Source organism: Enterococcus sp. AZ109, assembly GCF_051714625.1.
Taxonomy (GTDB): Bacteria; Bacillota; Bacilli; order Lactobacillales; family Enterococcaceae; genus Enterococcus_A.
The window spans coordinates 1758260-1784834 of the sequence record NZ_JBIOSF010000001.1 but is presented as its reverse complement, the minus strand read 5'-3'; the positions used below and the strand labels follow the sequence as shown (position 1 = coordinate 1784834).

Genomic DNA, 26575 nt, shown 5'->3' with positions numbered 1-26575 from the left:
GTGGTTTTGGCGATAAGGTAGCCAAAAACGGATGAAAACGGCCGTTACCCGTAAGAGGCAGCTAGACTGCAAACAAAAGTGGGACCACGTGAACGCGCGTCTTTTGAGGAAACTCAAAAGATGTGCGTTTTTTTATGTCTGGGAATAAAGGCTATGCTGAAAGTGTTGGGGTAATCCTTTACTTGTGGGAAGTAAGGGGAATTCGTTGTCTGAAAGAAAAGGAGCGATTAAAATGGGATGGTGGAAGCAAGCGATAGAAGCTACCAAACGAAATGATCCTGCTGTTAAGTCAAGTGTTGAAGTCGTACTCACGTACCCGGGGATACATGCTTTGTTTTTTCATAAACTATCCCATTGGCTTTATCGGAAAAACTTGTTTTTGCTGGCACGGATTCATTCGCAGTTTTGGCGCTTTTTAACGGGAATTGAGATTCATCCAGGAGCAAAGATAGCTCCCGGTGTGTTTATCGATCACGGTGCTGGAGTAGTAATTGGTGAAACGGCAGAGGTAGAAGAAGGAGTCGTGTTGTTCCACGGGGTAACCTTAGGAGGGACGGGGAAAGATACTGGCAAGCGCCACCCGACTGTTAGAAAAGGAGCCTTTATCTCCGCTAATGCACAAATTTTAGGGCCAATTGAAATTGGTACCAGAGCTAAAATTGGTGCTGGAGCAGTTGTTTTGAATAATATACCTGACCATGCTACAGCCGTCGGGATACCAGCTAAAGTGGTAAGAATCAATGGAAAGAAGGTACAACATGATTGAAATTTACAATACATTAACTCGTGAAAAAGAAGTATTTACACCAATCGAAGAAGGTAAAATCCGGATGTATGTCTGCGGACCAACTGTCTATAACTACATTCACATCGGCAATGCCCGCAGTACGATTGCCTTTGATACGATCCGCCGCTATTTCGAATACCGTGGCTATGAAGTAAACTACGTCTCGAACTTTACGGATGTGGACGATAAAATCATCAAGGCCGCTAAAGAACTTTCTTTGACGGCACCGGAAGTCGCTGATCGCTTTATTGCGGCTTTTGAAGAAGATACCGCCGCGCTAAACGTAAAACCAGCTACCCTGCATCCGCGGGTGATGAATCATATTCCAGACATTATTGATTTTATCAGCGTATTGATTGAAAAAGAATATGCCTATGAATCGAACGGGGATGTGTATTACCGGACCCGCAAGTTTGAAGACTATGGTGAATTAAGCGATCAGTCAATTGACGAACTAGAAGTTGGAGCTAGTCAGCGTACAGGAAGCGAACAGTTGATAAAGGAAGACCCATTAGATTTTGCTTTATGGAAGTCAGCCAAACCAGATGAAATCTCATGGGAATCACCTTGGGGAAGGGGACGTCCAGGTTGGCATATTGAGTGCTCAGTGATGGCGACCAAACATTTAGGCGATACTATAGATATTCACGGTGGAGGACAAGATTTGGAATTTCCACATCATGAAAATGAAATCGCTCAAAGCGAAGCGAAAACCGGCAAAAAATTCGCCAATTACTGGATGCATAATGGCTATGTGACCATTGGCGAAGACGATGTGAAGATGAGTAAATCTCTAGGCAATTTTGTTACTGTTCATGAAATGGTGAAAGAAGTTGACCCGCAGGTACTGCGCTTCTTTATGGCAACAACTCAGTACCGCCGACCAATCCGTTACAGTGATACAACGATGAAGGATGCTCAAGCCAATTTGCAACGGCTACGGACAACCTTTGAAAATGTGAATTTCCGTAAAGAAACGGCTGCAGAGCAGCTGACTGACGATGAACAAAACATTCAAGTTATTAATGATTTAGAGAGTCGCTTTGTAAAAGAAATGGACGATGATTTCAACGCAGCAAACGGTATTACAGTGGTTTATGAATTGGCTAAATGGTTAAACCAATATATTGAAAATGCAGAGGTTTCTGCTGAGGTATTAAATTATGGATTAACCATGTTTACTCAGCTATTGGCAGTTTTTGGGATTAATTTTGAAACGGCCGGTTTATTGGATGAAGAGGTCGATCAGTTAATTGCTGAACGAAATCAAGCGCGGAAGGATAAAAATTTCGCCCGCAGTGATGAAATCCGCGATCAATTAAAGGATCAAGGAATCATTTTAGAAGACACACCTCAAGGTACGCGATGGAGAAGAGCCTAATGATAGATGTAAAACAATTAAGTGGATTGACTTTAGCCTATGTTGGCGATGCCATTTACGAAAGCTATATTCGCGATTTCTTAGTTCTTTCTGGGCAAACACGACCAAATAAGCTGCACCATATGGCGACTCGTTATGTTTCCGCCAAGGCTCAGGCGATGCTGATTCATGAAATGGACGCTGTTGAACTGTTGACTGAGGAAGAGCAAGGCATTTATCGTCGTGGGCGCAACGCAAAAAGCTATACTTCTGCTAAGAATACCGATAAAATGACCTATCGTATGTCAACAGGCTTTGAAGCCGTAATGGGGTACTTGCATTTATTGGGACAAAAAGAACGTTTAGAAGAATTAATGGATTGGTGTATTAAGAAAGTAGGCGAAGTGGATGAAAGACAAGCGTAAACGCAAGCCGCAGAAAGCGGTAGCTATACCAGAAGAAACAACAGAAGAAAAAAACTTTGTCTTCGGCCATCATGCAACGGTGGAAGCTTTGCAGACAGGTCGAGGGAATAAATTATTTCTACAAGAGGATGCCCGCGGTGAGAAGATCGAAGAATTGAAATCGTTGGCTCAAACACAGGCAGTTCCAGTGAAGTGGGTACCGAAACAAAAATTGGATACCTTAAGTGATCATGGCGTCCATCAGGGGATTCTGCTGGCGATTACGCCGTATGAATACTTAACATTGGATGGCCTGTTGGAGCAAATTACAGCAGAAGCACCGTTTTTACTAATTTTAGATAGTTTAGAAGATCCCCATAACTTTGGCTCTATTTTACGAACGGCTGATGCCAGTGGAGTGAATGGTGTAATTATTCCCAAGCATCGATCAGTAGGAATTACACCAGTAGTCACAAAAGCTTCAACCGGAGCTGTTGAGTATGTACCAATCGCTCGAGTGACAAACCTTAGTCAAGCGATTAAACAATTGAAGGACGCTGGTTACTGGGTCTTTGGAACGGATATGGAAGGAACAGATTATCGTCAATGGAAGGTTGATGGTCCAATTGCCTTAATTATCGGTAATGAAGGTCGCGGGATGAGTGCCGGTTTGAAGAAGGATGTAGATGAGATGCTGACTATTCCAATGACAGGACACGTACAAAGCTTAAATGCTGGTGTAGCAGCAGGTCTTCTAATGTTTGAAGTAGTCAGAAAGCGAAGTGGCAACTGATGAAAAAGCAGTTACTACTGGTGGATGGTTACAACATGATTGGGGCTTGGCCAGAGCTTTCTCAGTTAAAAAAACAAGATCATTTAGAAGAAGCTCGTGAAGAACTGCTGAATCGACTATCTAATTATGCAAAATATCAAGGACTAGAGGTAATTGTAGTATTCGATGCACAGTTGGTTCCAGGGATTCAGCAGAGTTATCAAAAATATCAACTAACTGTTGTCTTTACTAAAGAGGACGAAACTGCCGACAGTTATATTGAGCGGACAGCAGGTGAGCTGAACGACCGCTTAACACAAGTAACTGTGGCCACTAGTGATTTGGCAGAACAATGGACGGTTTTTTCGCAAGGCGCTTTGCGCACGTCTGCCCGAGAGCTCTACAAAGATGTTCAAAAAACCGAGGAGACGATTTTAGGTAATACTAAAGATACGCAATTTACCGATTTTCGTCGTAATTCTCCGTGGAATGAATCGCAATTGCATGATTTGTCCCAAAAAAGGGACGAACTAAGCCAAAAATAACAAGTTAGTCTGCTACCACTTCTCATTTGATAAAAATCAAGTATTCTTTTTGTCAGAGAGGGGTGGTTGTATGGATTTTACCAAGTTAAATTCTTTGATCAAACAAGCAAGAAAAGGTGACGAGTTAGCGTATGAGGAAATTTTTAATAATTATTCTGGAATTATCTATTCACTGATGAACAAATATTTTATCCGACTTTTTGACACAGAAGATTGGATGCAAGAAGGAAGACTGGCACTGCAAGATGCGATCATGAATTACGAAGAGCAGCAGAAAGTTACTTTTGGACTTTACTTTAAGGTGCTTCTCGAAAATCGAATTCGAGCACAATTGCGTAGACAAGAAGCATTGAAGCGAAAAGGGGAAAAAGATACAATTACAATCGAAACTGAGGGGCTTGAATATTACAATCCAAGTTTATTGTACAATGAACACTTTGACGATAAACTGATCATTCGTGAGACGTTGGAAAAAGTTGGGCTGGAGCTTTCACCATTTGAAGCGCAAGTTTTTGAGGCATATATGAAAAATACTGAGCTGATGGATATATCCAAAGAACTGAATAAGTCATACCAATCAGTATTAAATGGTCTTGGAAGAGTCAAAAGAAAAATAAAAAAAGAGTTATATTATTCAGATTAAGTTTTTGCAAACGTTTACAACGCTTATTGATGGATAAAGGGTTGCAAAACAATTTCTCTTATGATAACATTGTAAATTCTAACTTTTTCTGTTATAATGTAGGTTGAGGTGAACTGTATGCCAACAACTTTAGCAACCATCAAGCAGAGCTTAGAGGATCGTTTAGGTAGTCCGATTTTACTAGTTGCTCAAACAGGTAGAAAACGTCAGACGCAACGTAGAGGAATTCTTACAGAGATTTATCCATCTGTGTTTGTAGTCGATTTGGATCCTGATGAAAATTCTTTTGAACGGGTATCGTACAGCTATTCCGATGTACTAACACGTACAGTAGAAATTGAATTTTTAACTGAAGCAGTTTAAGAGCCATGGAGCATTTTTGCTCCATGGTTTTTATATTTTGTAAAGAAAGTTTTTTCACAAGGCAAAGCTGACTAAAGCAGTATTAACGGTGGCTGACTATACAAAGCTAGTTTATAGAAACGTGACTAACCGTTTCTCCAATGTCTGAGCACTTCAAAAAGCCGAGCAAGTGTTTAAAGCTTTTTAGGGGCTTGAAATTTTACAAGTCAGTGTGTTTTTCAGGCTCCATTGCAGTAGTCTCGTTTTTTTGATTTTCTTGCAAGTGTTTTTGTTGCGCCAATAAATCACGAATATCCGCTAAATAATCTTCGGCAGTAGGTGCGGCAGTTTCTTCAGGTTCTTCTTCTTTTACACCTAATGATTTTGCTCGATTTGCTGCTTTTACAATTAGAAACAAGACAAAACCGGTAATTAAGAAGGTAATAATAGCACTAACTACATCACCAAAGGCAAATTTGACCCCTTTAACAGGTGACCAGTCTAAAACAGATACAGCGTCTTCTAGATTTTGACCTCGAGTAAATAATGAAACAACTAAACCAACCAGTGGTGTAATAAGTCCTTCGACTACCTTGTTCACAATTGCAGTAAACGCACTCCCGATGACAACCCCAACGGCTAAATCGATGACATTCCCTCGCATTAAAAAGTCTTTGAATTCTTTAAACATTTTTTTCCTCCTTATCTTCTCATTTATAAGTATAACGAACTCACAAAGAAAGATGAAACAAAAGGCATCACTATAGCAAATTTCGGCTGAACCCTTTTTCCTGTGCTATAATTGAAGGTGATGACAAATTAAAGGAGCGTATCTATGATTCGATTAAAAAAAGGCATCCGGCTTCACGTCTTACCAACGAAAAAATACAAAACGATTCAAATTTATGGGCGCTTTACTACGCAGTTGCGCAGAGATAAGATGACAACTCGTACGCTGTTAGCTAATTTATTAGAAACTAATTCGTTAAACTATCCTGATCAAACGAAACTAAGCGCACATTTAGCTGAACTATATGGTGCTGGCTTTGGCTTAAGCGTGGGTCGCAAAGGGAATTTACATTGGCTGAATCTTGGTATTAGTATTGTCAATGGAAAATATGTTGATGATTCGACGATTTTGGCTCAGGCGGTTGACTTGTTCAAAGAAGTCCTATTTTATCCTAATATTAAAGATGAAAAATTTGATGAGCAAACCTTTGAATTAGAAAAAGAAAATTTGAAGGGTTATTTAGAAAGTCTAGAAGAAGACAAACAAACGTTGGCTTCTTTGAAATTACAAGAAACCTATTTTACGGATGAAGCGCAGCAAATACCAAGCTTTGGGACAGTCGCTGATTTACAAAATGAAACGAACCAAACGGTGGCTGATTATTACCAAGAAGTGCTGGCAGAAGATCAGCTGGATATTTTCGTGGTGGGTGATGTTACTGAAAAAGAGGTCGCCGATTTATTTGCAGCGTTGCCGTTTACAGATCGTGAAGAAATATCGCCAGAAATCTATTACGAGCAGGCGACTACCAATGTGATTAGGGAACAGCAACTACAAGAAGCAGTCATTCAAGGGAAACTGAATCTGGCCTATTCAACAGGTATTTACTATGAAGATGCGCTGCGTTTTCCTTTGTTAGTTTTCAATGGCTTATTTGGTGGGTTTCCTCATTCCAAGTTGTTTATGAATGTACGTGAAAAGGAAAGCTTGGCCTATTATGCCTCAAGTACTTTTGATACATTTCGTGGATATATGAGTGTTCAAACGGGTATTAACAGTGAGAATCGCAATAAAGTGATGCACTTAGTTGCTGAACAACTAGAAGCTTTACAACAAGGTGATTTCACTGATTTAGCGTTTCAACAAACCAAAGCGATGCTCAAAAACCAATATTTACTGGGGTTAGACCGTCCGCAAAATATGATTGAAATTGCTTATTTAGATCAGTGGCTGCCGGGTAGCCAACTATCAGATGAACGATGGTTGAAACGACTAGAAGGGGTTACTAAGGAAGAAGTACAGCAAGTGGCAAAACAGCTGCAGCTTCAAGCCATCTTCTTTTTAGACGGAGGAAAGCAAAATGGATAAACAAACCTACGAAAAGATCAATGAGACCTTGTATAAAGAAGTTCTACCCAATGGCTTAACGGTCTATTTGCTGCCAAAAGAGGGCTATCATAAAGCATATGGGCTGTTTAGCACAAATTATGGTTCGATCGACAATACTTTTATTCCAAGGGGTGGCGAGGAGTATATCACTGTACCAGATGGTATTGCGCATTTTTTAGAGCATAAAATGTTTGAAAAAGAAGAAGGCGATGTCTTCCAGAAATTTGGCGAACAGGGTGCTTCAGCCAATGCCTTCACCAGTTTCACTCGGACTAGTTATCTGTTTTCAACTACCGATCAATTGGAGCTGAACTTGAAAACCTTGCTGGATTTTGTTCAAGAACCATATTTTACTGAAGAATCGGTCCAAAAAGAGCAGGGAATTATTGGGCAAGAAATCCAAATGTATCTAGATGACCCGAATTGGCAGCAATTCTTCGGCATCTTGAAAAATATGTATCCGAAACATCCGCTACACATTGATATTGCAGGGACAGTCGAATCTATTGCTGAGATTACAGCAGAAGATTTGTATACTTGCTACCGGACATTCTACCATCCTAGCAATATGACTTTGTTTGTAGTTGGCAATTTAGAGCCAGAGGCACTGATGGACTTTATCCGTGAAAATCAGGCACAGAAAGACTTTCCTATACCAGAACCGATTCAACGTCAATTTCCGGAAGAAGCAACAGCAGATATTATTAAAGTTAGTGAGCAGACCATGCCAGTATCGATTCCTAAAGCAATCATCGGTATTAAAGGGGTCTCTCCGTTGCCAGAAGATGATAAAAAGCGCTTGATTTTTAAACTATCTGTCGATTTATTGCTGCAGTTGCTACTGGGAAATACTTCTCAGAATTATCTGCGTTTGTATAATGAAGGAATTCTTGATGACAGTTTCGGTTATGAGTTTTCGTTGGATCGCAGCTTCTATTTTGCTGATTTTGGTGGAGATACTGAAAAGCCGGAACGTCTAGCTGACGAAGTGACTAAAATTTTGCTGAATTTTGAGCAAGATGCTGAAATTAATGAAGAAAATTTAGCATTGCTAAAGAAAAAAATGTTGGGCAAATATTTTCAATCATTAAATGCGTTGGAATACGTTGCTAATCAATTTACGCAATCGATTTTTGGCGAATGGACCTTGTTTGATATGCCTGAGTTGATTCAAAGTGTAAAATTGGCTGATATCTTAGCAGCTGGGGAGCTGTTGATTAAAGAAGAAGCCTTTAGCCGTTTTTATATGCGTAAGGAGGGATAAAATGCCTTATGGTCTTGTAATGGGGGCTAGTGGAGATATTGGGCAAGCGATCTGTTATGCTTTGGCAGCAGATGGCTGGTCCCTTTATTGCCATTACCATCATCATCAAGAGAAAGTATTAAATTTAGTTTCAGACTTGCAGCAACGTTATCCTCAGCAAGATTTTTTTGTGGTATCCTTAAACATGCTAGAGGAGTCTGCAATCTCGGGCTTTTTGAACCAGTTATTTCCAGTTGACGGCATCATTTTTGCTTCTGGTTTTACCGCATACAGTTTACTGCCAGAAACGACAAGTCAACAAATGGATGATTTGTGGCGTATTCATTTAAAAGCCCCCCTTTTGTTACTGCAACAGCTTCAAGCTAAATTAGCTAAAAGCGGGCGAGGACGAGTTGTTTTTATCAGCTCAATCTATGCTCAACAAGGTAGTAGTATGGAAACTGTATACAGTGCGGTTAAAGGCGGGCAAGAAGCGTTTGTCAGAGCCTATGCGAAAGAGGTGGCGACATTAGGCATTACTGTAAATGCTGTAGCGCCTGGTGCGGTGAATACGCAGATGAATCAAAACTGGTCAACAAGTGAAAAAGAGAGCTTATCAGCCGATATTCCTTTAGGTCGGATGGCCGAACCACATGAAGTGGCTGCGGCGTGTAATTATTTATGTTCAATGGAAGCCGGCTATACAACCGGGACGACCTTGGTGGTTGCCGGCGGCTGGACGAATTAAGGAGTAGAAAACGAGTGGCTAGTATAAATATAGGTAAAACACTACAAAAAGCCCGTATCGATCAAAAGATTAGTCTGGATGAGCTGCAACAAAGAACTAAAATTCAAAAACGTTATTTGATTGCTTTAGAAGACAACGATTTCCAATCACTGCCGAGTGATTATTATTTGCGAGCGTTTATTCGTCAATATGCAGAAGAAGTGAAGTTAGATGGCAATTATTTATTAGATGTCTATGATGGAAAGGACCAGCCGCAGCCAGTTTATCCTGAAATCGAAACGGTGGAAGGCTCTCGCAGGAATAAGCACGTAGAGAGTCCAACGAAAAAGCGGATTAAAGCCAGTTTACCCACGGTACTTTTAGGCTTGGTAGCTTTGTCAATTGTGGTAGTTGTCGGCTATATGATGTGGTTGGATAATCGAGAGGCACCAATTATTTCTCCAAATAACTCGATGGCAGTTGAAAATTCCGTAAGTGCTAGTGAAAGTACACTAGAAAGTACAAGTGAGAGTAGTTCAACCGTTGAAAGTACAAGTGAGTCTTCAAAAGAACCTGAGAAACCTAAAATGGCGATTACTATGGAAAACAACACTACGGCTACCGCCCAGATGAGAATCGATCAAATTGATGGACCAGTAAAATTGAGTTTTACGGGAAAAGAGCGAGTATGGGTAGGGGTTCAGGTGAATGGCGCTTTGATTTACCAATACACCTTGCAGCCTAACGAGACTCAAACGACCGAGTTGCCAGCTAATACAGCGCAGGCAATGATTACAGTTGGGATTGCGGATTATGCAAGTATTGAAGTAAATGATGAACCACTGGACTTTCAACCTGCGGGTTCGCTTAGTCAAAAGAACATCAACTTAACTATGAACTATGTGCAGTAGAAGAAAGGAGCAGAACATTGAATTTACCTAATAAATTGACGGTTCTTCGTATTTTTATGATTCCGTTATTTATGATTATTGTGTTGGCACCCTGGGATTGGGGTACACTAAATGCCGGAGATACAGCTTTACCAGTCACTCAACTAGTAGGAGCGATTGTTTTTGCGATAGCTAGTTATACAGATCATCTAGACGGACAAATTGCTCGTGCCAGAGGATTAGTCACTAACTTCGGGAAATTTGCAGATCCATTGGCTGATAAAATGCTGGTGATGACTGCCTTTATCATTCTTGTAGAGCAAGGCAAAGCACCTGCTTGGGTGATTGCGATTATTGTCTGCCGAGAATTAGCTGTAACAGGGTTGCGTTTATTGATTGTAGAGCAAGGTGGCGGCGTAATGGCAGCGGCTATGCCTGGTAAGATAAAGACAGCAACTCAAATGATCGGAATTGTTCTGCTTTACTTGAATAATGTGCCGTTCAATTATATTGGGATTCCAGTAGATCAAATTATGTTATATGTATGTTTGTTCTTTACTGTTTACTCTGGTTATGACTATTTTGCTAAAAATACGGCATTATTCAAAGGCTCAATGTAAATTTATCTATTTAAACTAGAGGTTGTGAAAGAAGTGTTCAACTTATTTTCGAAAGAACTGCTTCTGTTACACTGATTATGCGGCTTTCAGTGGCTGTGACGTTTCATGTCACAGCCACTTTTTGTGTTCTTAAACGAGATGAAAGACAGATGTTTTGCAGCAAATAAGTTTGCTAGAGTAGTATAAGCAGTGTGCGAACGCACAAATTAATTTTTTGACGATAAGCAAAAAGGAAAAAATTAGCGAGTGTTTCAAAATTGCGGAAGTTTTTCTTCTTGCGAGTACCTCGTTTTACTAGTTTTGAAGAGTGAGGGATTTCCTACAAAAAATTCCCGAAATTTTCATTTTTCTGGTATAGTTGAAGGGAAATTGCGTATCTTAAGAAAGAAGTGGATGAAATGAAAGCAGAAATTATAGCTGTCGGAACAGAATTATTAATGGGGCAAGTTGTCAATACCAATGCGACCTTTTTATCGGAGCAATTGGCGGATTTAGGAATTGATGTGTATTACCACACGGTAGTAGGTGACAATCCAAAGCGCTTGGAAGAGCTTCTGCAGTTAGCAGATACTCGAAGTGATTTAATCATCTTAGGGGGCGGATTAGGACCCACAGATGACGATCTAACAAAGAACATACTAGCTGATCACGTTGGTGTGCCGCTGGTGCAGGATGATGAAGGATACGCACACATGATGACCTTCTTTAAAAATCGCCAGCACCCAATGACACCAAATAATTTACGCCAAGTAGAAACATTAGCAGGAGCCATTCCTTTGCAAAATCGAACAGGTCTTGCCATTGGTTGCTTGTATAAAGGTAAGAAAAATAATTACATCTTACTGCCTGGACCTCCTAGTGAATTAAGACCGATGTTTTTAGAACAAGCAAAGCCCTTGTTGCAAAAGGAATTTCCAACCCAAGAAGTACTTACCTCTCGAGTCTTGCGTTTTTACGGGATCGGCGAATCATTATTGGTAACAAAACTGGCTGATATGATCAAACATCAATCCAATCCTACGATTGCACCTTATGCTAAGCCAAATGAAGTAACCTTGCGAATTACTGCAAATACAGTAGATGATACATCAGCAACCGTTTTGCTGGATCAAGTGGAGTCAGAAATTATGGCTGAGGTGGGCGAATTTTTCTATGGTTACGGCGATACTAACAGTTTAGAAGAAGTTACGGTCGAATTGTTGAAGAAGAACCAGCTAACAGTTACAGCAGCTGAGAGCCTAACTGCTGGTGAGTTTCAAGCAACTTTAGGACAAATTCCAGGTGTTTCTCAGGTTTTTCCAGGAGGATTTGTTACGTATTCCAAAGCAACCAAAGCCGCATTCTTAGACATCGATCCAGTTTTATTGGATACTTATGGGGTTGTAAGTCAAGAATGTGCAAAAGCTATGGCTGAGCAAGCCTTGGCAAAAGCTGATACGGACTTCGCGGTGTCATTTACGGGTGTAGCTGGACCAGATGAGCTAGAAGGTAAAATTCCTGGAACAGTCTACATTGCCTTGGCACAAAAGGGTGAAGAAACCATTATTACTGAAAATCACTTCTCTCGTGATCGGGCTTATGTGCGTCATAGCGCTGTTATGAAGGGGCTGGATTTAATTCGACGGGCAATTTTAAGTAAAGATTAAAATGCGAATGTTTGTTCGTTTTTAGCTTGCTTTTTTGGTCGCAAACCGATAAACTATTACTACTGACCCGAGAAAAATCATTCACTGAAATGTTTTTATTATAAGGAGGATTCGCATTTGGCTGACGATCGTAAAGCAGCATTAGAAGCTGCAATGAAGAAGATTGAAAAGAACTATGGTAAAGGCTCTATTATGAAACTAGGGGATAAGATTGACCAACAAATCTCGACTATCCCAAGTGGTTCATTGGCACTGGATGTGGCTTTAGGTGTAGGCGGCTATCCCCGTGGACGAGTAATTGAAATCTACGGACCAGAAAGTTCTGGTAAAACAACAGTGGCACTTCATGCCATTGCTGAAGTACAAAAACAAGGCGGCACTGCAGCATTTATCGATGCAGAGCATGCATTGGATCCACAATACGCCCAAAACTTAGGGGTAAACATTGATGAATTACTATTGTCTCAACCAGATACTGGAGAACAAGGCTTAGAAATCGCTGATGCGTTAGTATCCAGTGGCGCAGTGGATATTATTGTTGTTGACTCGGTAGCTGCTTTGGTTCCTCGTGCAGAAATTGACGGTGAAATGGGTGCTTCCCACGTGGGACTGCAAGCTCGTTTGATGTCTCAAGCGCTGCGAAAATTGTCTGGTTCTATTAACAAGACGAAGACAATTGCCGTATTTATTAACCAAATTCGTGAGAAAGTCGGCATCATGTTTGGTAACCCAGAAACAACTCCTGGCGGACGTGCGTTGAAGTTCTACGCAACGGTTCGTTTAGAAGTACGCCGAGCTGAACAATTAAAGAACGGAACGGATATCATCGGGAACCGGACTAAGATTAAAGTAGTAAAAAACAAAGTTGCTCCACCGTTTAAAGTGGCTGAAGTCGATATTATGTATGGACGAGGCATTTCACAAGAGGGAGAATTGTTAGACATGGCTGCTGAACAGGACATCATTGATAAAAGTGGTGCTTGGTACAGTTATAAGGATGAGCGAATTGGTCAAGGACGTGAAAACGCGAAGAAATACTTGGCAGAGCATCCAGACATGATTGCGGAAGTTTCTACTCGTGTCCGTGCGGCTTATGGCATTGGTGAAGCGGTGGATGTACCAGAAGAAGCAGGACAAGAAGAACTACCTTTAGAAGAGTAAGATTAGACACTAACGAGATATAAATTTCGTTAGTGTTTTTTTTATTTATAAGCTTCAGGCGGCGATTTTATTTACATACGACAATTTGTAACATACAAGAATACTGGAAATTCAAACAGCAAGCGTCAAATAAAGTTGACACCCTATCTTTCAAACATTAGAATAAAGTTGTGTGACTATACAATACACACGCATGCAAGTAGGCATATTGATAATTTTAACCACGTTTATCAAAAAACTACACATAAAAAATAGATAGTACGGAGGTGGATTCAATGACAGTTCCTATTCTCCTCGCTATCATCGGTTTAATTGTCGGTCTTGGTTTAGGTTTCATGGTTGCTAAATCGCGCCATGATAAAGAAATTGACGGGGCACAAAACTCAGCTAGAGGAATTATTAATCTAGCTAGAAAAGAAGCTGAAACCTTAAAAAAAGAAGCTTTGTTAGAAGCCAAAGAAGAAAACCAGCAGTATCGAGCACAAATTGAAAGTGAGTTGAAAGAAAGCAAACAAGAACTAAAAACTCAAGAAAATCGCTTGCTTCAAAGAGAACAGTCTTTAGATCGTAAAGACGATTCAATCGAGAAGCGTGAAAACTCACTGGAAGACAAAGAAACAAAACTCAGTGCTAGACAGCAATTAATTGACGAGCGAGAAAAAGAAGTAGAGCAACTAATTGGAGAACAACAAACAAAACTGGAACAAGTAGCTTCCTTAAGTAGGGAAGAAGCTAAAGATGTCATCATGCGCACGACAGAAGAAGAATTGAACCATGAATTAACTATAATGGTAAAAGAATCTGAACAACGGGCTAAGGAAGAAGCAGATCGTAAAGCGAAAAACCTTCTGGCAATGGCCATTCAACGTTGCGGTGCTGATGCAGTTTCTGAAACAACTGTTTCTGTTGTCACATTACCAAATGATGAGATGAAAGGTCGCATTATTGGTCGTGAAGGACGAAATATCCGCACGTTAGAAACCTTAACGGGGATTGATTTGATTATTGACGATACACCTGAAGCGGTGGTGTTGTCAGGATTTGATCCAATCCGTCGGGAAATTGCCCGCATGACATTAGAGAAATTGATTCAAGACGGACGAATTCATCCAGCTCGAATTGAAGAAATGGTTGAAAAATCCCGCAAGGAAATGGACGAACGCATCCGTGAATACGGAGAACAAGCTGCTTTTGAAGTGGGCGCACATACCTTGCATCCAGATTTGATTAAGATTTTGGGTCGCTTGCATTTTAGAACTAGTTATGGTCAAAATGTATTGGATCATTCCGTGGAAGTTGCTAAATTAACCGGTGTTCTTGCTGCCGAGTTAGGCGAAGATATCCAAATGGCGCAACGTGCCGGTTTGCTGCATGATATCGGAAAAGCGTTAGACCACGAAATCGAAGGTTCCCACGTGGAGATCGGCGCAGAATTAGCAGCGAAATATCGTGAGAATTCAATCGTAATCAATGCCATTGCTTCTCACCATGGCGATACAGAAGCAACTTCAGTGATTTCAGTGCTGGTAGCAGCCGCTGATGCGGTATCTGCCGCTCGGCCAGGTGCCCGCAGCGAATCATTAGAAAACTATATTCGCCGCTTAGAAAACTTGGAAAACATTTCCAACAGCTTTGATGGCGTGGATTCTAGCTTCGCAGTACAAGCTGGACGTGAAGTCCGTGTGATGGTTAAACCAGAAGAAATTTCTGATTTAGAAGCGGTACGTCTAGTTCGCGATATCCGTCGCAAGATTGAAGATGAATTGGATTATCCAGGTCACATCAAAGTAACGGTTATTCGGGAAACCCGAGCAACAGATTACGCAAAATAGTTATCATTAAGGCAAAAATCCATTGTGATTTTTGCCTTATTTTATTTGTAAGGAAAGTATTCGTGTTTGGCAATCGAGAATTTTGTTAAACCAAGGGGAAAGGTGTCCAGCTCCACAAACTAACTTTGGCGACAATAAGCGGAAATTAGTAGAAACTTGCGGAACAGCCATTCCAACTTTAATCTTATTGTGCCAAAGCGTAAGCAGTTTACGAAGCCTTTCTCCTTTTTAGAATCATTTAGTAGAAAACTTTGAAAAATAGGCAGTTTCAAGTTGGCAAACGGTCGGGAATAAGCTACGATAATAGAAAAGATGAGTAGGAGAAAGTAAGTGAAAAAACGTATGACGCACATTAGTAAATGGTTCAAACGTCATGCTACCTTATTGAAGATTCTTTTCTTTGGTATTGTTTTATTTTTCGTCGCCAACCAAGTGACTCATATCGCACAAGGAATGAGTTGGCAAGAAGTATGGCAGACGATTCAAGAGCAAGATCAATGGTCTTTATTCGGTATGTTGGGAGTCGGTTTGGCCGGTGTTATCCCGATGCTCCTATATGACTTTGTGGCTATCAAAACGTTAGAAGATGAAGGTCGACCTAAGCTGGAACGCAGTGAATGGTTGATAGCTGCTTGGACCACTAATACAATTAATAACTTAGCCGGATTTGGGGGCGTTGTCGGTGCGAGTCTGCGGGCTAGCTTCTACGGTAAAAATCTGGAAAAGAAAAAAGTACTGGCCACAGTTTCTAAAGTCGCTTTGTTTATGCTAAGCGGACTTTCTATTTTAGCATTCATCACTGCGCTAGATTTATTTTTGTTTCGGACGAGTAATCCTTTTGTACGCTACCGAATTTGGTTGTTGTTAGGAGGGGCTTTTGCTCCGCTGTTGTTTGCTTTGGTCTATGCTCGGCGCAAAACGCTGTTTAAAGAGTTTAAAACCAACCGCATTGTACTTCTTTATGTTGCCTCTTTAGGTCAATGGTTAGGTGCTCTAGCTGTGTTTCTCACGGTAGGCTATTTAATGGGAATTCGTTTGTCGGTAGGGGCAGTTTATCCAATGTTTGTAATTGCTACTGGCTTTGGGATGATCACCATGATTCCCGGAGGAGCAGGTACCTTTGATGTCATGATGATTTTAGGTTTAGGACACTTAGGGTTAAATCAAAGTCAGGCGGTTGTCTGGATTTTGTTTTATCGGGTATTTTATTATCTGTTGCCATTTCTTTCTGGTATTTTGATCTTCTTGACCAGCACCAGCGTGCGGATGAATCGCTATTTTGACAACTTGCCGCGAATTTTATCACAAAAACTGGCTCATGCGATCTTAGTGGGTGCCGTCTACTTTGCGGGGATCATGATGATTTTGCTGTCTACGTTTACTAACCTGTCGAATATCAGTCGCTTGTTTGAAGTGCTGCTGCCTTATTCCTTTGATTTTTTGGATCAGACCTTGAATTTGTTAGTTGGCTTTTTGCTTTTAGGTTTGGCTCGGGGAATTGCTGAAAAGGTTCGTAAAGCTTTTTGGCCAACGATTTTGTTGTTGGCTTTTGGCATTGTGAATACAGTGGCAAAAACAGCCTCATTGCGCTTGATTGTTGCGTATGTATTAGTCTTGCTGATTGTCTGGGCTTCTCGTAATGAATTCTCACGGAAACGTTTTGTTTATTCGTGGGGCGGCTTAATCGTGGATGGACTAATTTTCGGTATATTATTTATCTTTTATGCAGTGGCCGGCTATCAAAGCGGTCAGTTTTGGCGATCGGAAGCTATTCCTAATAGCTACTTTTCTTTTCCGTCAGAGGAGATTTGGGTTTCGGGTATTACGGGCTTGATTCTTTCAATCTTGTGCTTAGCCGTTTTGTATCAGTACTTGACCCAAGGCAAAGAAGAGCTAGGAACAGCCTGGGATGAGAAACGGTTCAACTATTTAACAAATCGCCATGGCGGGACAGCCGCTGGGCATTACTTACGATTGCCTGGTTATACTTACTATTATTATCAAGAAAATGGCAATGATCAGATTGTATTTGGTTTTCAAACAAAGGCCAATAAGTGTTTTGTTTTAGGTGACCCAATCGGTAATCGCGAGAAGTGGCAAGCTGCCACGATTGCTTTCTTGGAGCATGCCGATCGTTTAGGGTATCAGTTAGCTTTTTACAAAATTTCTGATGAGTATGTTTTGCTGCTGCATGATCTTGGTTTCCATTTTGACAAGATTGGTGAAAATGGTGTTACGGATTTTCAAGCACATCCTCGCGAGGTCTTCTCCGATCGTTTCGAATTTAAACGGCTAACGAATGAAGGATACCAATTTATCTATTTTACGAAGATTCCCGATGAGGTTTACGAAGAAATGCGGGAAATTTCTGAAGAGTGGTTAAATGGAGAAAAGGAGAAACATTTTTCTGTCGGGCGTTTTGACCGGGACTATTTAGAAGCAAGTCAGGTGGGGATTGTACGTGATCCGGCGAATCAGATTGTCGGGTTTATCTCCAAACAGCCGATCGATACAAATCGTAGCTCGTATGATCTGTTGCGCTATCGTAATGACGTACCTAAGGAACTGCCTACTTTCTTGAAATTGCAATTAATGGATGAATTGAAACGCCAAGGCATTCAACAAGTGTACCAAGGGATGGCACCTTTAGCTAAAGTTGGGGAAACTTCTTATTCCTTCCTAGGTGAACGGATTATGAATTTGATCTACAAGTATGGGAATTCCTTTTATGATTTTCAGCAGGTAACTGAAGAGAAGACTTTGTACGTAGATTACTGGCGGCCACGTTATTTTGCCTATATGAAATCTAGCAGCTTTGTGTTTTCTGCTTTGCAACTGCTGTTGCTGATTGGCCGTGGGAAAAATAAAGGGGCAACCTTAACAGATGAAATGATTGAAGTATAAACGAAACTCGACCTGAATTTTTTTCAGATCGAGTTTTTTGTATGAAAGAAAATATTTTGTTTCGACTAATGGATAGTTGGTGTAATTCCCGTGTTCGACTTAACGAATGACCACAGCGGAGCTGGTTTTCTTCTTATTGAATATCAATTTTTTTTGGTGTAGAGCGGTCGGCTTCAAGCTTTGGCAGATTCAAGGTCAGGACACCGTTTTCGAAGGTTGCAGTAATTTGGTTTTCATCAACATTTTTGACTACAAATTGACGTCGTAAGGCTGTGGTAGACCGTTCCTTGCGTAAGTAGCGGCCAGTTGTCTCTGCTTTTTGTTCAGCGTGTTCAGCAGCAATAATCAAGATTTCACTGTCGTATTCAACTGTAATCTCTGCTTTTTCAAAACCGGGTAAGTCAGCCTTTACCTCATAATGATCAGAAAATTCCTGTACATCAACATTTAACTTGCGGTCTTCATTAAAGCTGTTCATTAGACGCCCCACTAATTCTTCGCCGTCCAGCCAATCCTTTTTTGGAAACAATAATCCTGCCATAGCGCTCTCCTTCTTTCCCTTTTCTTTCATCGTAAGCCTTTAGAAGAAATTATTCAACCGATAAAGGAGAAAGCATGATAAAATGGAGTAACTATACTTTTATAAGGAGCTATGATAGAATTTCCTAATGAGAAATTTGAATAGGTGAAGTCAATGGAAATCATGGAAAAAGCACCGGCTAAGATTAATCTTGGTTTGGACATTCTCGGCAAACGTCCAGATGGCTTGCATGAACTGTCAATGGTGATGGCAAGTATTGATCTGGCAGATCGCTTACAGCTAGAGGAAATTCCTGAAAACAAAATTATCATCGAAACCAATAAAGCCTTTTTGCCTACTGATAAGAAGAATCATGTCTATGAAGCTTTGGAGCTGGTCAAGGATCGTTACCAGATCGATACGGGCTTGAAGGTGCACATTCATAAACAAATTCCAGTAGCAGCTGGCTTAGGTGGCGGATCGACTGATTCAGCGGCAGCCTTGCGCGCAGTCAACCGATTGTGGCAGTTAGGATTGTCTATGGAAGAACTAGCTGCATTGGGTGCTGAAGTAGGGTCTGATGTCCCTTATTGCGTATATAGTCAGACGGCTTTAGTGGAGGGCTTTGGTGAAAAGGTAACGCTGCTACCCTCAATGCCTCAATGCTGGGTAGTGGTGGTAAAACCACGGATGAGCGTTTCCACCCGCAGTATTTTTTCCCAGATTGTCATGGAAGATTTGTATCATCCAGACATTGCTGCCTTGATTCAAGCGATTGAAACGCAAGACTATCAGATGATGACGGAAAATTTAGGAAACTCAATGGAAGTTGTAACGATCAAGAAACACCCAATTATTCAAAGAATCAAAGACCGAATGATCAAATATGGCGCAGATGCCGCAATGATGAGCGGCAGTGGTCCTACAGTCTATGGCTTGTGCCGTAAGCATTCGCGGGCTCAGCATATTTACAACGCATTAAAGGGTTTTTGCGAGGAAGTTTATCTTGTGCGAACCTTAAAGTAAGATCCACTTGTGGGTCTTTTTTTCTGTCTGCAGATAGGTGAAAAATAACAATCAATCATCGTGCTTCTTCTTTTTCATATGAATGATCTAACATATATTTTACGGTTTGATAGGCTCTTTGTTTGCTAAAACGTAAAATTTACGCTTTGAGTTGACGGATAGAAAAACATCTGTTAGATTATTTTAGGTCAAACGTATTTGAAAGGTGTGAAACCCATTGAAAAAAAGTGTTCTTTTCTTAACAGCGATTGCCGCTGTAGGTCTTTTCGCCGCTTGTGGTAATCCAGACCAAGAACCTGCCGAAAATGAAAAAATCCAAGTCATGACGACTTTTTATCCCATGTACGAATTTACTAAAGAGGTAGTTGGAGATACTGGAGATGTTGAACTCCTAATCCCAGCTGGTACGGAACCTCACGATTTTGAACCATCGGCTAAAGACCTAGCACAAATTGCCGATTCAGATGTCTTTGTGTACAACAGCCCTGAATTAGAAACTTGGGTGGATAATTTAACCGATAGTGTTGATACGGATCAAACAACGATTATTGAAGCATCAAAGGATATTTCTTTAATGGAAGGTTCTGCTCATGAGCACGAGGAAGAAGAAGCTGAATCGACTGAGGAGCACAGCCATGAACTAGATCCCCATGTTTGGTTAGATCCTGTTTTGGCAATTCAAGAAGTTGAGACAATCCGGGATGATCTGAGTGCCAAATATCCTGATGACAAAGCGGTATTTGAAGAAAATGCGGCAGCTTATATTGAGAAATTGCAGGCTTTGGATACTCAATACCAAACAGCGTTTGCGGATGCAGCGAATAAAACCTTTGTCACTCAACATGCAGCTTTTGGTTATTTAGCACGACAATATGGCTTAACTCAAGAAGCAATCGCAGGAGTCTCGCCGGATCAGGAACCTTCGCCGGCACGTCTGAGTGAATTGAAGCATTATGTGGATGACCACAATGTTCGTGTCATTTACTTTGAGGAAAATGCCACATCAAAAGTCGCCGAAACGTTATCGCAGGAAACCGGAGTGAAACTGGAAGTATTGAATCCATTAGAGAGCCTGACTGAAGAACAAATTAAAGACGGTGAAAACTATCTCTCGGTAATGGAAGAAAATTTGACAGCTTTGAAAGAAAGTATTAAGTAAGGAGAAACGGCAATGTCCTATATAAAAGTAGAAAATCTTTCCTTTTATTACGATGAGGAACCGGTATTGGAAAATGTTTCTTATCATGTAGACCCTGGCGAATTTGTCATCTTGACTGGTGAAAATGGGGCGGCCAAATCTACCTTGATTAAAGCCACTTTGGGACTGCTTAAGCCCAGCAGTGGTCAAGTAACGATCGCCAAGGAAAATAGCGAAGGCAAAAAATTAAGTATGGGCTACATCCCGCAACAGGTAGCTTCATTTAATGCAGGCTTTCCCAGTACCGTGCTGGAGCTAGTGAGCTCAGGTCGTTATCCACAAGGGAAATGGTTTAAAAAGTTAACCCCGAGGGATCATGCGCATGTGAAAAAAGCGTTGGAATCTGTAGGCATGTGGAATACGCGCCATAAGCGGGTGGGAGAATTATCTGGCGGTCAGAAGCAGCGGATCAGTATTGCACGAATTTTCGCCAAAGATCCGGATTTGTTTATTTTAGACGAGCCAACGACCGGTATGGATGAACGATCTCGGAATGATTTTTATGATTTGCTGCAGCATAGTGCCCATGCTCACGGGAAAAGTATTCTAATGATTACCCATGATCACGACGATATTAAAAAATACGTGGATCGACAAATCCGCTTGGTGCGAAAGGAGGACTCTCAATGGCGCTGCTTTCATATGAATTCATGAGACGAGCCTTTATGGCAGGAATATTTATCGCAGGTATCGCTCCAATGTTGGGTGTTTTCCTAGTGATTCGCCGCCAGTCGCTCATGGCGGATACGTTATCCCACGTCTCATTGGCAGGGGTTGCGCTTGGGTTCTTCCTGAATTTGAATCCCACAGCCACAACTTTGCTGGTAGTAGTCGTAGCTGCAATTATCATGGAGTATTTGCAAAACATGTACAGCTCTTATTCGGAGATTTCCATTGCCATTTTGATGGCGGCAGGATTGGCGGTTGCCTTAGTGTTGATGAAACTGGCACCGGGAAGCTCAGCGGTGAGTATTCAATCGTATCTGTTTGGTTCCATCGTAACGGTTACCTGGTCGCAGGTTCTCTTTTTGGGTATATTGTTCGTCTTGGTAGGTATTCTATTTTTCCTTTTCAAACGGCCCATGTATGTATTGACCTTTGATGAGGATATCGCAGCTGTTGATGGCTTGCCGGTACGCATGATGTCGATGATTTTTAATATCGTAACCGGTGTAGCGATTGCGATCATGATTCCAATTGCTGGGGCGTTGCTGATTTCAGCGATTATGATCTTGCCAGCGGCGACGGGAATGCGATCAGGTAAGAGTTTTAATATGGTCATACTGATTAGTGTAGTGATTGGCTTTATCGGCATTATTGGTGGATTAACAGGTTCCTTCTATTTGGATACGCCGCCTGGGGCGACAATTACCCTAGGTTTTATCTTCCTTTTCTTGCTGATGAACGGAGTGCGACGTCTTCGGATGATGACACAGCGGAAAAAAAATCAAAACGATTAGAGGAAAGCGAAGGCTTTGCCTCTTTTTTTCGGCATTTTATTAGAAAAGCCGAACTTTTTTTGTCAAAAACCAGAAAATGCTCGAATTTTTGGGGTTAAACCCTTATAATGAAAAACGATAGATTAGGATAGGAGTGAAAGACGTGAAAATTCGTCGTAGTGAGCGTTTGATCGACACAACGCAATATTTATTAGAACATCCCCACACACTGATTCCACTGACTTTTTTTGCTGCACGCTACAGTTCAGCGAAATCATCCATCAGTGAAGATTTAGCCATTGTCAAAAAGACTTTAAAGGAGCGAGGTACTGGCTTTTTAGAAACCATTCCCGGTGCTGCTGGCGGAGTAGTTTATACGCCGACTATCACTAACGAAGCGGCTAAAGAATACATTGAATCTTTAGCGGATCGTTTGTCTGAGGAAGATCGCTTATTACCTGGCGGATATGTTTATTTATCAGATATGCTAGGACAACCTGATTTACTGCGAATGGTAGGAAGAATTATTGCTGCGCAGTATTTAGATAAAGAAATTGATGCCGTGATGACCGTGGCAACTAAAGGCGTACCGATTGCCCAAGCGGTTTCTTATTATTTAAATGTACCTTTTGTGATTGTTCGTCGCGACTCGAAGATTACGGAAGGGTCGACTGTTAGTGTGAATTATGTGTCTGGTTCATCTGAACGCATCGAAAAGATGGAGCTGTCAAAACGCAGCTTAAAGCGAGGCTCGAAAGTCTTGATCGTTGATGACTTCATGAAAGGCGGCGGAACCGTCAACGGAATGAAGAGCTTGATTGAAGAATTTGAAGCTGAGCTTGTTGGTATTACTGTTTTTGCAGAATCACGCTTTAAAGGTGAGCGTGCTATCAGCGATTACCGCTCGTTATTGTATGTTAAAGATGTGGATACTAGTACAAAAACAATTACGGTTGTCCCAGGAAATTGTTTTAACGAATAAGCAAGGTTCCCTTGCTTATTTTCTTGTGGATTTTTCAACGGAATTGAAAATGGCTAGAGAGTGAGCTACACTTATCAGAGAAAACTTATTAGGAGTGACTATTTTGGAAAATCGATACGCCATTATTTTGGCTGCGGGTAAAGGAACCCGAATGAAGTCAAAATTGTATAAAGTGCTGCACCCGGTGGCAGGTAAACCAATGGTCGAACACATCATTGAGCGGGTAATTGAAACGAGCCCCGCGGAAATTGTAACGATTGTGGGACACGGTGCTGAAAAAGTGAAGGCTCAATTAGGTGAGCGCAGTCAATATGCGTTGCAGGCTGAGCAATTAGGCACAGGTCATGCAGTCATGCAGGCTGCTGAATTTTTGAAAGACAAAACGGGTACCACATTAGTGATCAGTGGAGATACCCCGCTATTGACAACGCAAACCTTAGATAATCTGTTTGATTATCATCAAGGGAAAAAAGCAAGTGCAACGATTTTAACTGCTCATGCGGAAGATCCAACTGGCTATGGTCGAATTCTACGAGACCATGTGGGGATCGTTGAGAAAATTGTTGAACAAAAAGATGCAAGCTTAGAAGAAGCGCGCGTGCAGGAAATCAACACGGGCACTTATTGCTTTGATAATCAGGCGTTGTTTGATGCACTAGCTAAAATTGGAACCAACAATGCTCAGGGCGAGTATTACTTAACCGATATTGTCGAAATTCTAAAAAATGATGGCAAAACGGTGGCTGCCTACCAAACCGAAGATTTTGAAGAATCTTTAGGTGTAAATGATCGTATGGCACTGTCGAAGGCAAACGAAATTATGCGCGCTCGTATCAATAAAACACACATGATTAACGGTGTTAGCTTCATCGATCCAGCCAGCACGTATATAGATGCGGGTGTAGTCATTGGCTCAGATACGGTAATCGAACCGGGTGTTCAGCTGCAAGGAAAAACCATCATTGGCGAAGATTGTATAATTGGTGCCCATTCTAAAATTGTCGACAGCACAATTGAAGACAATGTTGAAATCAAATCTTCGGTAATCGAAGAAAGTATTGTTCGCAAAAATGCTGATGTGGGTCCTTATGCTCACTTGCGACCACAATCAGATATTGGCGAACATGCCCACATTGGTAACTTTGTTGAAGTGAAAAAGGCTTCCATTGGTGAACAAACCAAAGTAGGTCACCTAACTTATGTTGGCGATGCGACTTTAGGTAAAGAAATCAATGTTGGTTGTGGTGTCGTATTTGTTAACTATGATGGAAAGAATAAGCATCATACAACTGTAGGTGATCATGTCTTTATTGGTTCAGGTACGAATTTAGTTGCTCCGGTGAACTTGGAAGATCATAGTGTTACCGCAGCCGGTTCGACCATCACAGAAGACGTAAAAAGCGGGGATATGGCGATCGCTCGGGCAAGACAAGTGAACAAAGAAGGGTATGCTTCACGTATTCCTTATTAGTTTTTAAGTTAGAAAGCTTGATTTCCTTTAGAAAAATGACTAGTATTTTAATTGAAATAGTATATAATCGGTAGCGTATGGAAAAAGAAAGTGGAGGGACCCATGTCAAAACAGTATTTTGATCCAAGATTGAAAATCTTTGCCTTGAACTCGAATCGTCCGTTAGCAGAAAAAATTGCAGAAGCTGTTGGAGTTGAACTAGGAAAAAGCTCAGTTACGCAATTTAGCGATGGCGAAATTCAAGTCAATATCGAAGAAAGTATTCGTGGTGCGCATGTCTATGTCATTCAGTCAACCAGTAGTCCGGTAAATGATAACTTGATGGAACTATTAATTATGATTGATGCCTTAAAACGTGCTAGTGCAAAAACAATTAATGTAGTAATGCCTTACTATGGTTATGCACGTCAAGATCGAAAAGCTCGTGCTCGTGAACCAATTACAGCTAAATTAGTAGCGAACATGATCGAAAAAGCAGGAGCAACTCGTCTGTTAACATTGGATTTGCATGCTTCACAGATTCAAGGGTTCTTTGATATTCCAGTGGATCATTTAATGGGAGCACCGCTGATTGCTAATTATTTTGTGGAACAAGGGGTTTGCGGCGATGATGTCGTTGTAGTGTCTCCAGACCATGGCGGGGTAACTCGTGCCCGTAAATTAGCAGAATTTTTGAAGGCGCCAATTGCGATTATCGACAAACGCCGACCAAAAGCAAACGTAGCGGAAGTTATGAATATTATCGGGAATGTTGACGGCAAAACGTGTGTCATCATCGATGATATGATCGATACAGCTGGGACGATCACTTTAGCAGCCAATGCCTTAAAAGAAGCGGGCGCTAAACAAGTATACGCATCTTGTACTCATCCTGTCTTATCAGGTCCTGCAATGCAACGGATCCAAGACTCAGCAATTGAGCACTTGGTAGTGACTGATTCAATCTACTTGTCAGATGATCGTAAAATTGACAAGATCGACGAAATCAGTGTTGGTGAACTAATGGGGGATGCCATCAAACGTATCCATGAAAACAAACCAGTTAGCCCATTGTTTGAAACTAAAAAATAAAAGTTTAAAAAGCGCAATTTTTCGTCATCGGAAAATTGCGCTTTTTCTATTGGTTGAGAAGTTGTTTTTTCAGGATGCGGTAAGCAGGACTGGCGGCTAGCTCCGGGTAAGGAACTCATTTTTCGAAGAGCACGAAAAATGAGTTAGGTTGTCGTACGCGTACCATTTTACTAAACAGTTTTAACGATGAAATTGTATTAACTTTATTATGTGCTGATTACGCGATAAGAAACTGGGAAAAGTAAAACTGGCAGCTAGCTCCAGCAAAGGAACTCATTTTTCGAAGAGCGCAAAAAATGAAGTTTATTGTCGTACGCCTACCATCCAACTAAACATTAGGAGCTATATTTAGTTGATAATATCAAAGCTCTTTCTAACAATACAAACTGGGAAAAGTTGGACTGGCAGCTAGCTCATAATAAGGAATTTGACCTTCGTACGCCTACCATCGTGCTAAACTTCTCGTGTCATGTCAAAAATACAATCAATCATCTGGACTTCTATCTTTATAGACTGCGAAAAGCACGACTGGCAAAAAAAGAACCCGTCGGTGGGTGGCCGACGGGAAAAGGAGTTAAAAAAATGAAAAAGTGTTAGGGTTGTTTGTTGGTATGCTTATATGTTACAAGATAAATGTGAAAAAGTCATGAATTTAGTCTTGACAAACCATGAAGGATCATGTAGCGAAAGAAAAACTTTAGAAATTACTTCATTTGACAAAAAAAGCCCATCGGTGGGTGGCCGACAGGCAAGGAGTTAAAAATGAAAAAGTGTTAGGGTTGTTTGTTGGTATACATATATAATACAAGGTAGATGTGAATGATTTGTGAACGAAGTGTTGGAAAAGTGTAAAACTTGGGTAGTTTGAAAAGA

At 41.0% G+C, this 26575-nt stretch carries 25 protein-coding genes and 1 other annotated feature (1 of these 26 only partly in view); of the genes, 23 read left to right on the top strand and 2 right to left on the bottom strand.

Annotated features, from left to right (window positions below; translation table 11 throughout):
• Nucleotides 1–107: a binding site (T-box leader), on the top strand; it begins 102 nt to the left of the window's first position.
• Between the two features lie 125 nt (nt 108–232).
• The 7 genes from epsC to IGI42_RS08445 all read left to right on the top strand — a co-directional run bounded on the left by epsC (nt 233) and on the right by IGI42_RS08445 (nt 4874).
• Nucleotides 233–766 carry a serine O-acetyltransferase EpsC gene (gene epsC / locus IGI42_RS08475; protein WP_438715402.1) on the top strand — a complete coding sequence of 178 codons (534 nt, stop codon included), beginning with the start codon at nt 233–235 and terminating at the stop codon, nt 764–766.
• The gene (gene cysS / locus IGI42_RS08470) at nt 759–2168 is read left to right on the top strand and encodes a cysteine--tRNA ligase (protein ID WP_438715401.1); all 1410 of its coding nucleotides are present in this window, start codon (nt 759–761) and stop codon (nt 2166–2168) included. The genes epsC and cysS overlap by 8 nt, the downstream gene beginning before the upstream one ends.
• Nucleotides 2168–2572 carry a Mini-ribonuclease 3 gene (locus IGI42_RS08465; protein WP_438715400.1) on the top strand — a complete coding sequence of 135 codons (405 nt, stop codon included), beginning with the start codon at nt 2168–2170 and terminating at the stop codon, nt 2570–2572. Before cysS ends, IGI42_RS08465 begins: the two co-directional genes overlap by 1 nt.
• Complete coding sequence (gene rlmB, locus IGI42_RS08460; protein ID WP_438715399.1) at nt 2556–3344, top strand: 23S rRNA (guanosine(2251)-2'-O)-methyltransferase RlmB; 789 nt, start codon at nt 2556–2558, stop codon at nt 3342–3344. The genes IGI42_RS08465 and rlmB overlap by 17 nt, the downstream gene beginning before the upstream one ends.
• Nucleotides 3344–3868, top strand: coding sequence for an NYN domain-containing protein (locus IGI42_RS08455; protein WP_438715398.1), 525 nt, complete (start codon nt 3344–3346; stop codon nt 3866–3868). Before rlmB ends, IGI42_RS08455 begins: the two co-directional genes overlap by 1 nt.
• 70 nt (nt 3869–3938) lie before the next feature.
• Nucleotides 3939–4511: a sigma-70 family RNA polymerase sigma factor gene (locus IGI42_RS08450; protein WP_438715397.1), complete on the top strand. Its 573-nt coding sequence runs from the start codon at nt 3939–3941 to the stop codon at nt 4509–4511.
• Nucleotides 4512–4628: 117 nt separating this feature from the next.
• Nucleotides 4629–4874 (top strand): Veg family protein, encoded by a 246-nt coding sequence (locus IGI42_RS08445; protein WP_438715396.1) that lies wholly within the window; start codon nt 4629–4631, stop codon nt 4872–4874.
• A 199-nt stretch (nt 4875–5073) separates the two neighbouring features.
• Here IGI42_RS08445 and mscL read toward each other — a convergent pair whose 3' ends face one another.
• Complete coding sequence (gene mscL / locus IGI42_RS08440) at nt 5074–5544, bottom strand: large conductance mechanosensitive channel protein MscL (protein ID WP_438715395.1); 471 nt, start codon at nt 5542–5544, stop codon at nt 5074–5076.
• Between the two features lie 144 nt (nt 5545–5688).
• Between mscL and yfmF the strand changes: the two genes are divergently transcribed.
• The 9 genes from yfmF (at nt 5689) to mprF (ending at nt 17995) form a co-directional block, all read left to right on the top strand.
• Complete coding sequence (gene yfmF, locus IGI42_RS08435) at nt 5689–6951, top strand: EF-P 5-aminopentanol modification-associated protein YfmF (RefSeq protein ID WP_438715394.1); 1263 nt, start codon at nt 5689–5691, stop codon at nt 6949–6951.
• A complete protein-coding gene (yfmH, locus tag IGI42_RS08430; RefSeq protein WP_438715393.1) occupies nt 6944–8236 on the top strand; it encodes an EF-P 5-aminopentanol modification-associated protein YfmH in 1293 nt (430 codons plus the stop codon). Before yfmF ends, yfmH begins: the two co-directional genes overlap by 8 nt.
• A gap of 1 nt (nt 8237) precedes the next feature.
• The gene (ymfI, locus tag IGI42_RS08425) at nt 8238–8963 is read left to right on the top strand and encodes an elongation factor P 5-aminopentanone reductase (protein ID WP_438715391.1); all 726 of its coding nucleotides are present in this window, start codon (nt 8238–8240) and stop codon (nt 8961–8963) included.
• Between the two features lie 14 nt (nt 8964–8977).
• Nucleotides 8978–9853, top strand: a complete 876-nt coding sequence (locus IGI42_RS08420) for a RodZ domain-containing protein (RefSeq protein WP_438715390.1) — start codon at nt 8978–8980, stop codon at nt 9851–9853.
• A gap of 17 nt (nt 9854–9870) precedes the next feature.
• On the top strand, nt 9871–10452 hold the full coding sequence (gene pgsA / locus IGI42_RS08415) for a CDP-diacylglycerol--glycerol-3-phosphate 3-phosphatidyltransferase (protein ID WP_438715389.1): 582 nt from the start codon (nt 9871–9873) through the stop codon (nt 10450–10452).
• A 398-nt stretch (nt 10453–10850) separates the two neighbouring features.
• Complete coding sequence (locus IGI42_RS08410; protein WP_438715388.1) at nt 10851–12098, top strand: competence/damage-inducible protein A; 1248 nt, start codon at nt 10851–10853, stop codon at nt 12096–12098.
• A 117-nt stretch (nt 12099–12215) separates the two neighbouring features.
• On the top strand, nt 12216–13259 hold the full coding sequence (gene recA / locus IGI42_RS08405) for a recombinase RecA (protein WP_438715387.1): 1044 nt from the start codon (nt 12216–12218) through the stop codon (nt 13257–13259).
• Between the two features lie 275 nt (nt 13260–13534).
• Nucleotides 13535–15091, top strand: coding sequence for a ribonuclease Y (gene rny, locus IGI42_RS08400; protein WP_438715386.1), 1557 nt, complete (start codon nt 13535–13537; stop codon nt 15089–15091).
• Between the two features lie 342 nt (nt 15092–15433).
• Nucleotides 15434–17995: a bifunctional lysylphosphatidylglycerol flippase/synthetase MprF gene (gene mprF / locus IGI42_RS08395; protein WP_438717028.1), complete on the top strand. Its 2562-nt coding sequence runs from the start codon at nt 15434–15436 to the stop codon at nt 17993–17995.
• 133 nt (nt 17996–18128) lie between these two features.
• On the opposite strand, the gene IGI42_RS08390 is transcribed toward mprF, so the two are convergent.
• Nucleotides 18129–18536 (bottom strand): Hsp20/alpha crystallin family protein, encoded by a 408-nt coding sequence (locus tag IGI42_RS08390; protein WP_438715385.1) that lies wholly within the window; start codon nt 18534–18536, stop codon nt 18129–18131.
• A 153-nt stretch (nt 18537–18689) separates the two neighbouring features.
• On the opposite strand from IGI42_RS08390, the gene ispE reads away from it, so the two are divergent.
• The 7 genes from ispE (at nt 18690) to IGI42_RS08355 (ending at nt 25702) form a co-directional block, all read left to right on the top strand.
• Complete coding sequence (gene ispE / locus IGI42_RS08385) at nt 18690–19541, top strand: 4-(cytidine 5'-diphospho)-2-C-methyl-D-erythritol kinase (protein ID WP_438715384.1); 852 nt, start codon at nt 18690–18692, stop codon at nt 19539–19541.
• A gap of 217 nt (nt 19542–19758) precedes the next feature.
• A complete protein-coding gene (locus IGI42_RS08380; RefSeq protein WP_438715383.1) occupies nt 19759–20700 on the top strand; it encodes a metal ABC transporter solute-binding protein, Zn/Mn family in 942 nt (313 codons plus the stop codon).
• A gap of 12 nt (nt 20701–20712) precedes the next feature.
• Complete coding sequence (locus tag IGI42_RS08375; protein WP_438715382.1) at nt 20713–21393, top strand: metal ABC transporter ATP-binding protein; 681 nt, start codon at nt 20713–20715, stop codon at nt 21391–21393.
• Nucleotides 21366–22199, top strand: a complete 834-nt coding sequence (locus tag IGI42_RS08370; RefSeq protein ID WP_438715381.1) for a metal ABC transporter permease — start codon at nt 21366–21368, stop codon at nt 22197–22199. Before IGI42_RS08375 ends, IGI42_RS08370 begins: the two co-directional genes overlap by 28 nt.
• A gap of 142 nt (nt 22200–22341) precedes the next feature.
• On the top strand, nt 22342–23160 hold the full coding sequence (gene purR / locus IGI42_RS08365) for a pur operon repressor (RefSeq protein ID WP_438715379.1): 819 nt from the start codon (nt 22342–22344) through the stop codon (nt 23158–23160).
• Between the two features lie 103 nt (nt 23161–23263).
• Nucleotides 23264–24631 (top strand): bifunctional UDP-N-acetylglucosamine diphosphorylase/glucosamine-1-phosphate N-acetyltransferase GlmU, encoded by a 1368-nt coding sequence (glmU, locus tag IGI42_RS08360; RefSeq protein WP_438715378.1) that lies wholly within the window; start codon nt 23264–23266, stop codon nt 24629–24631.
• Between the two features lie 102 nt (nt 24632–24733).
• A complete protein-coding gene (locus IGI42_RS08355) occupies nt 24734–25702 on the top strand; it encodes a ribose-phosphate diphosphokinase (protein WP_438715377.1) in 969 nt (322 codons plus the stop codon).
• The last annotated feature ends 873 nt before the right edge of the window (nt 25703–26575 follow it).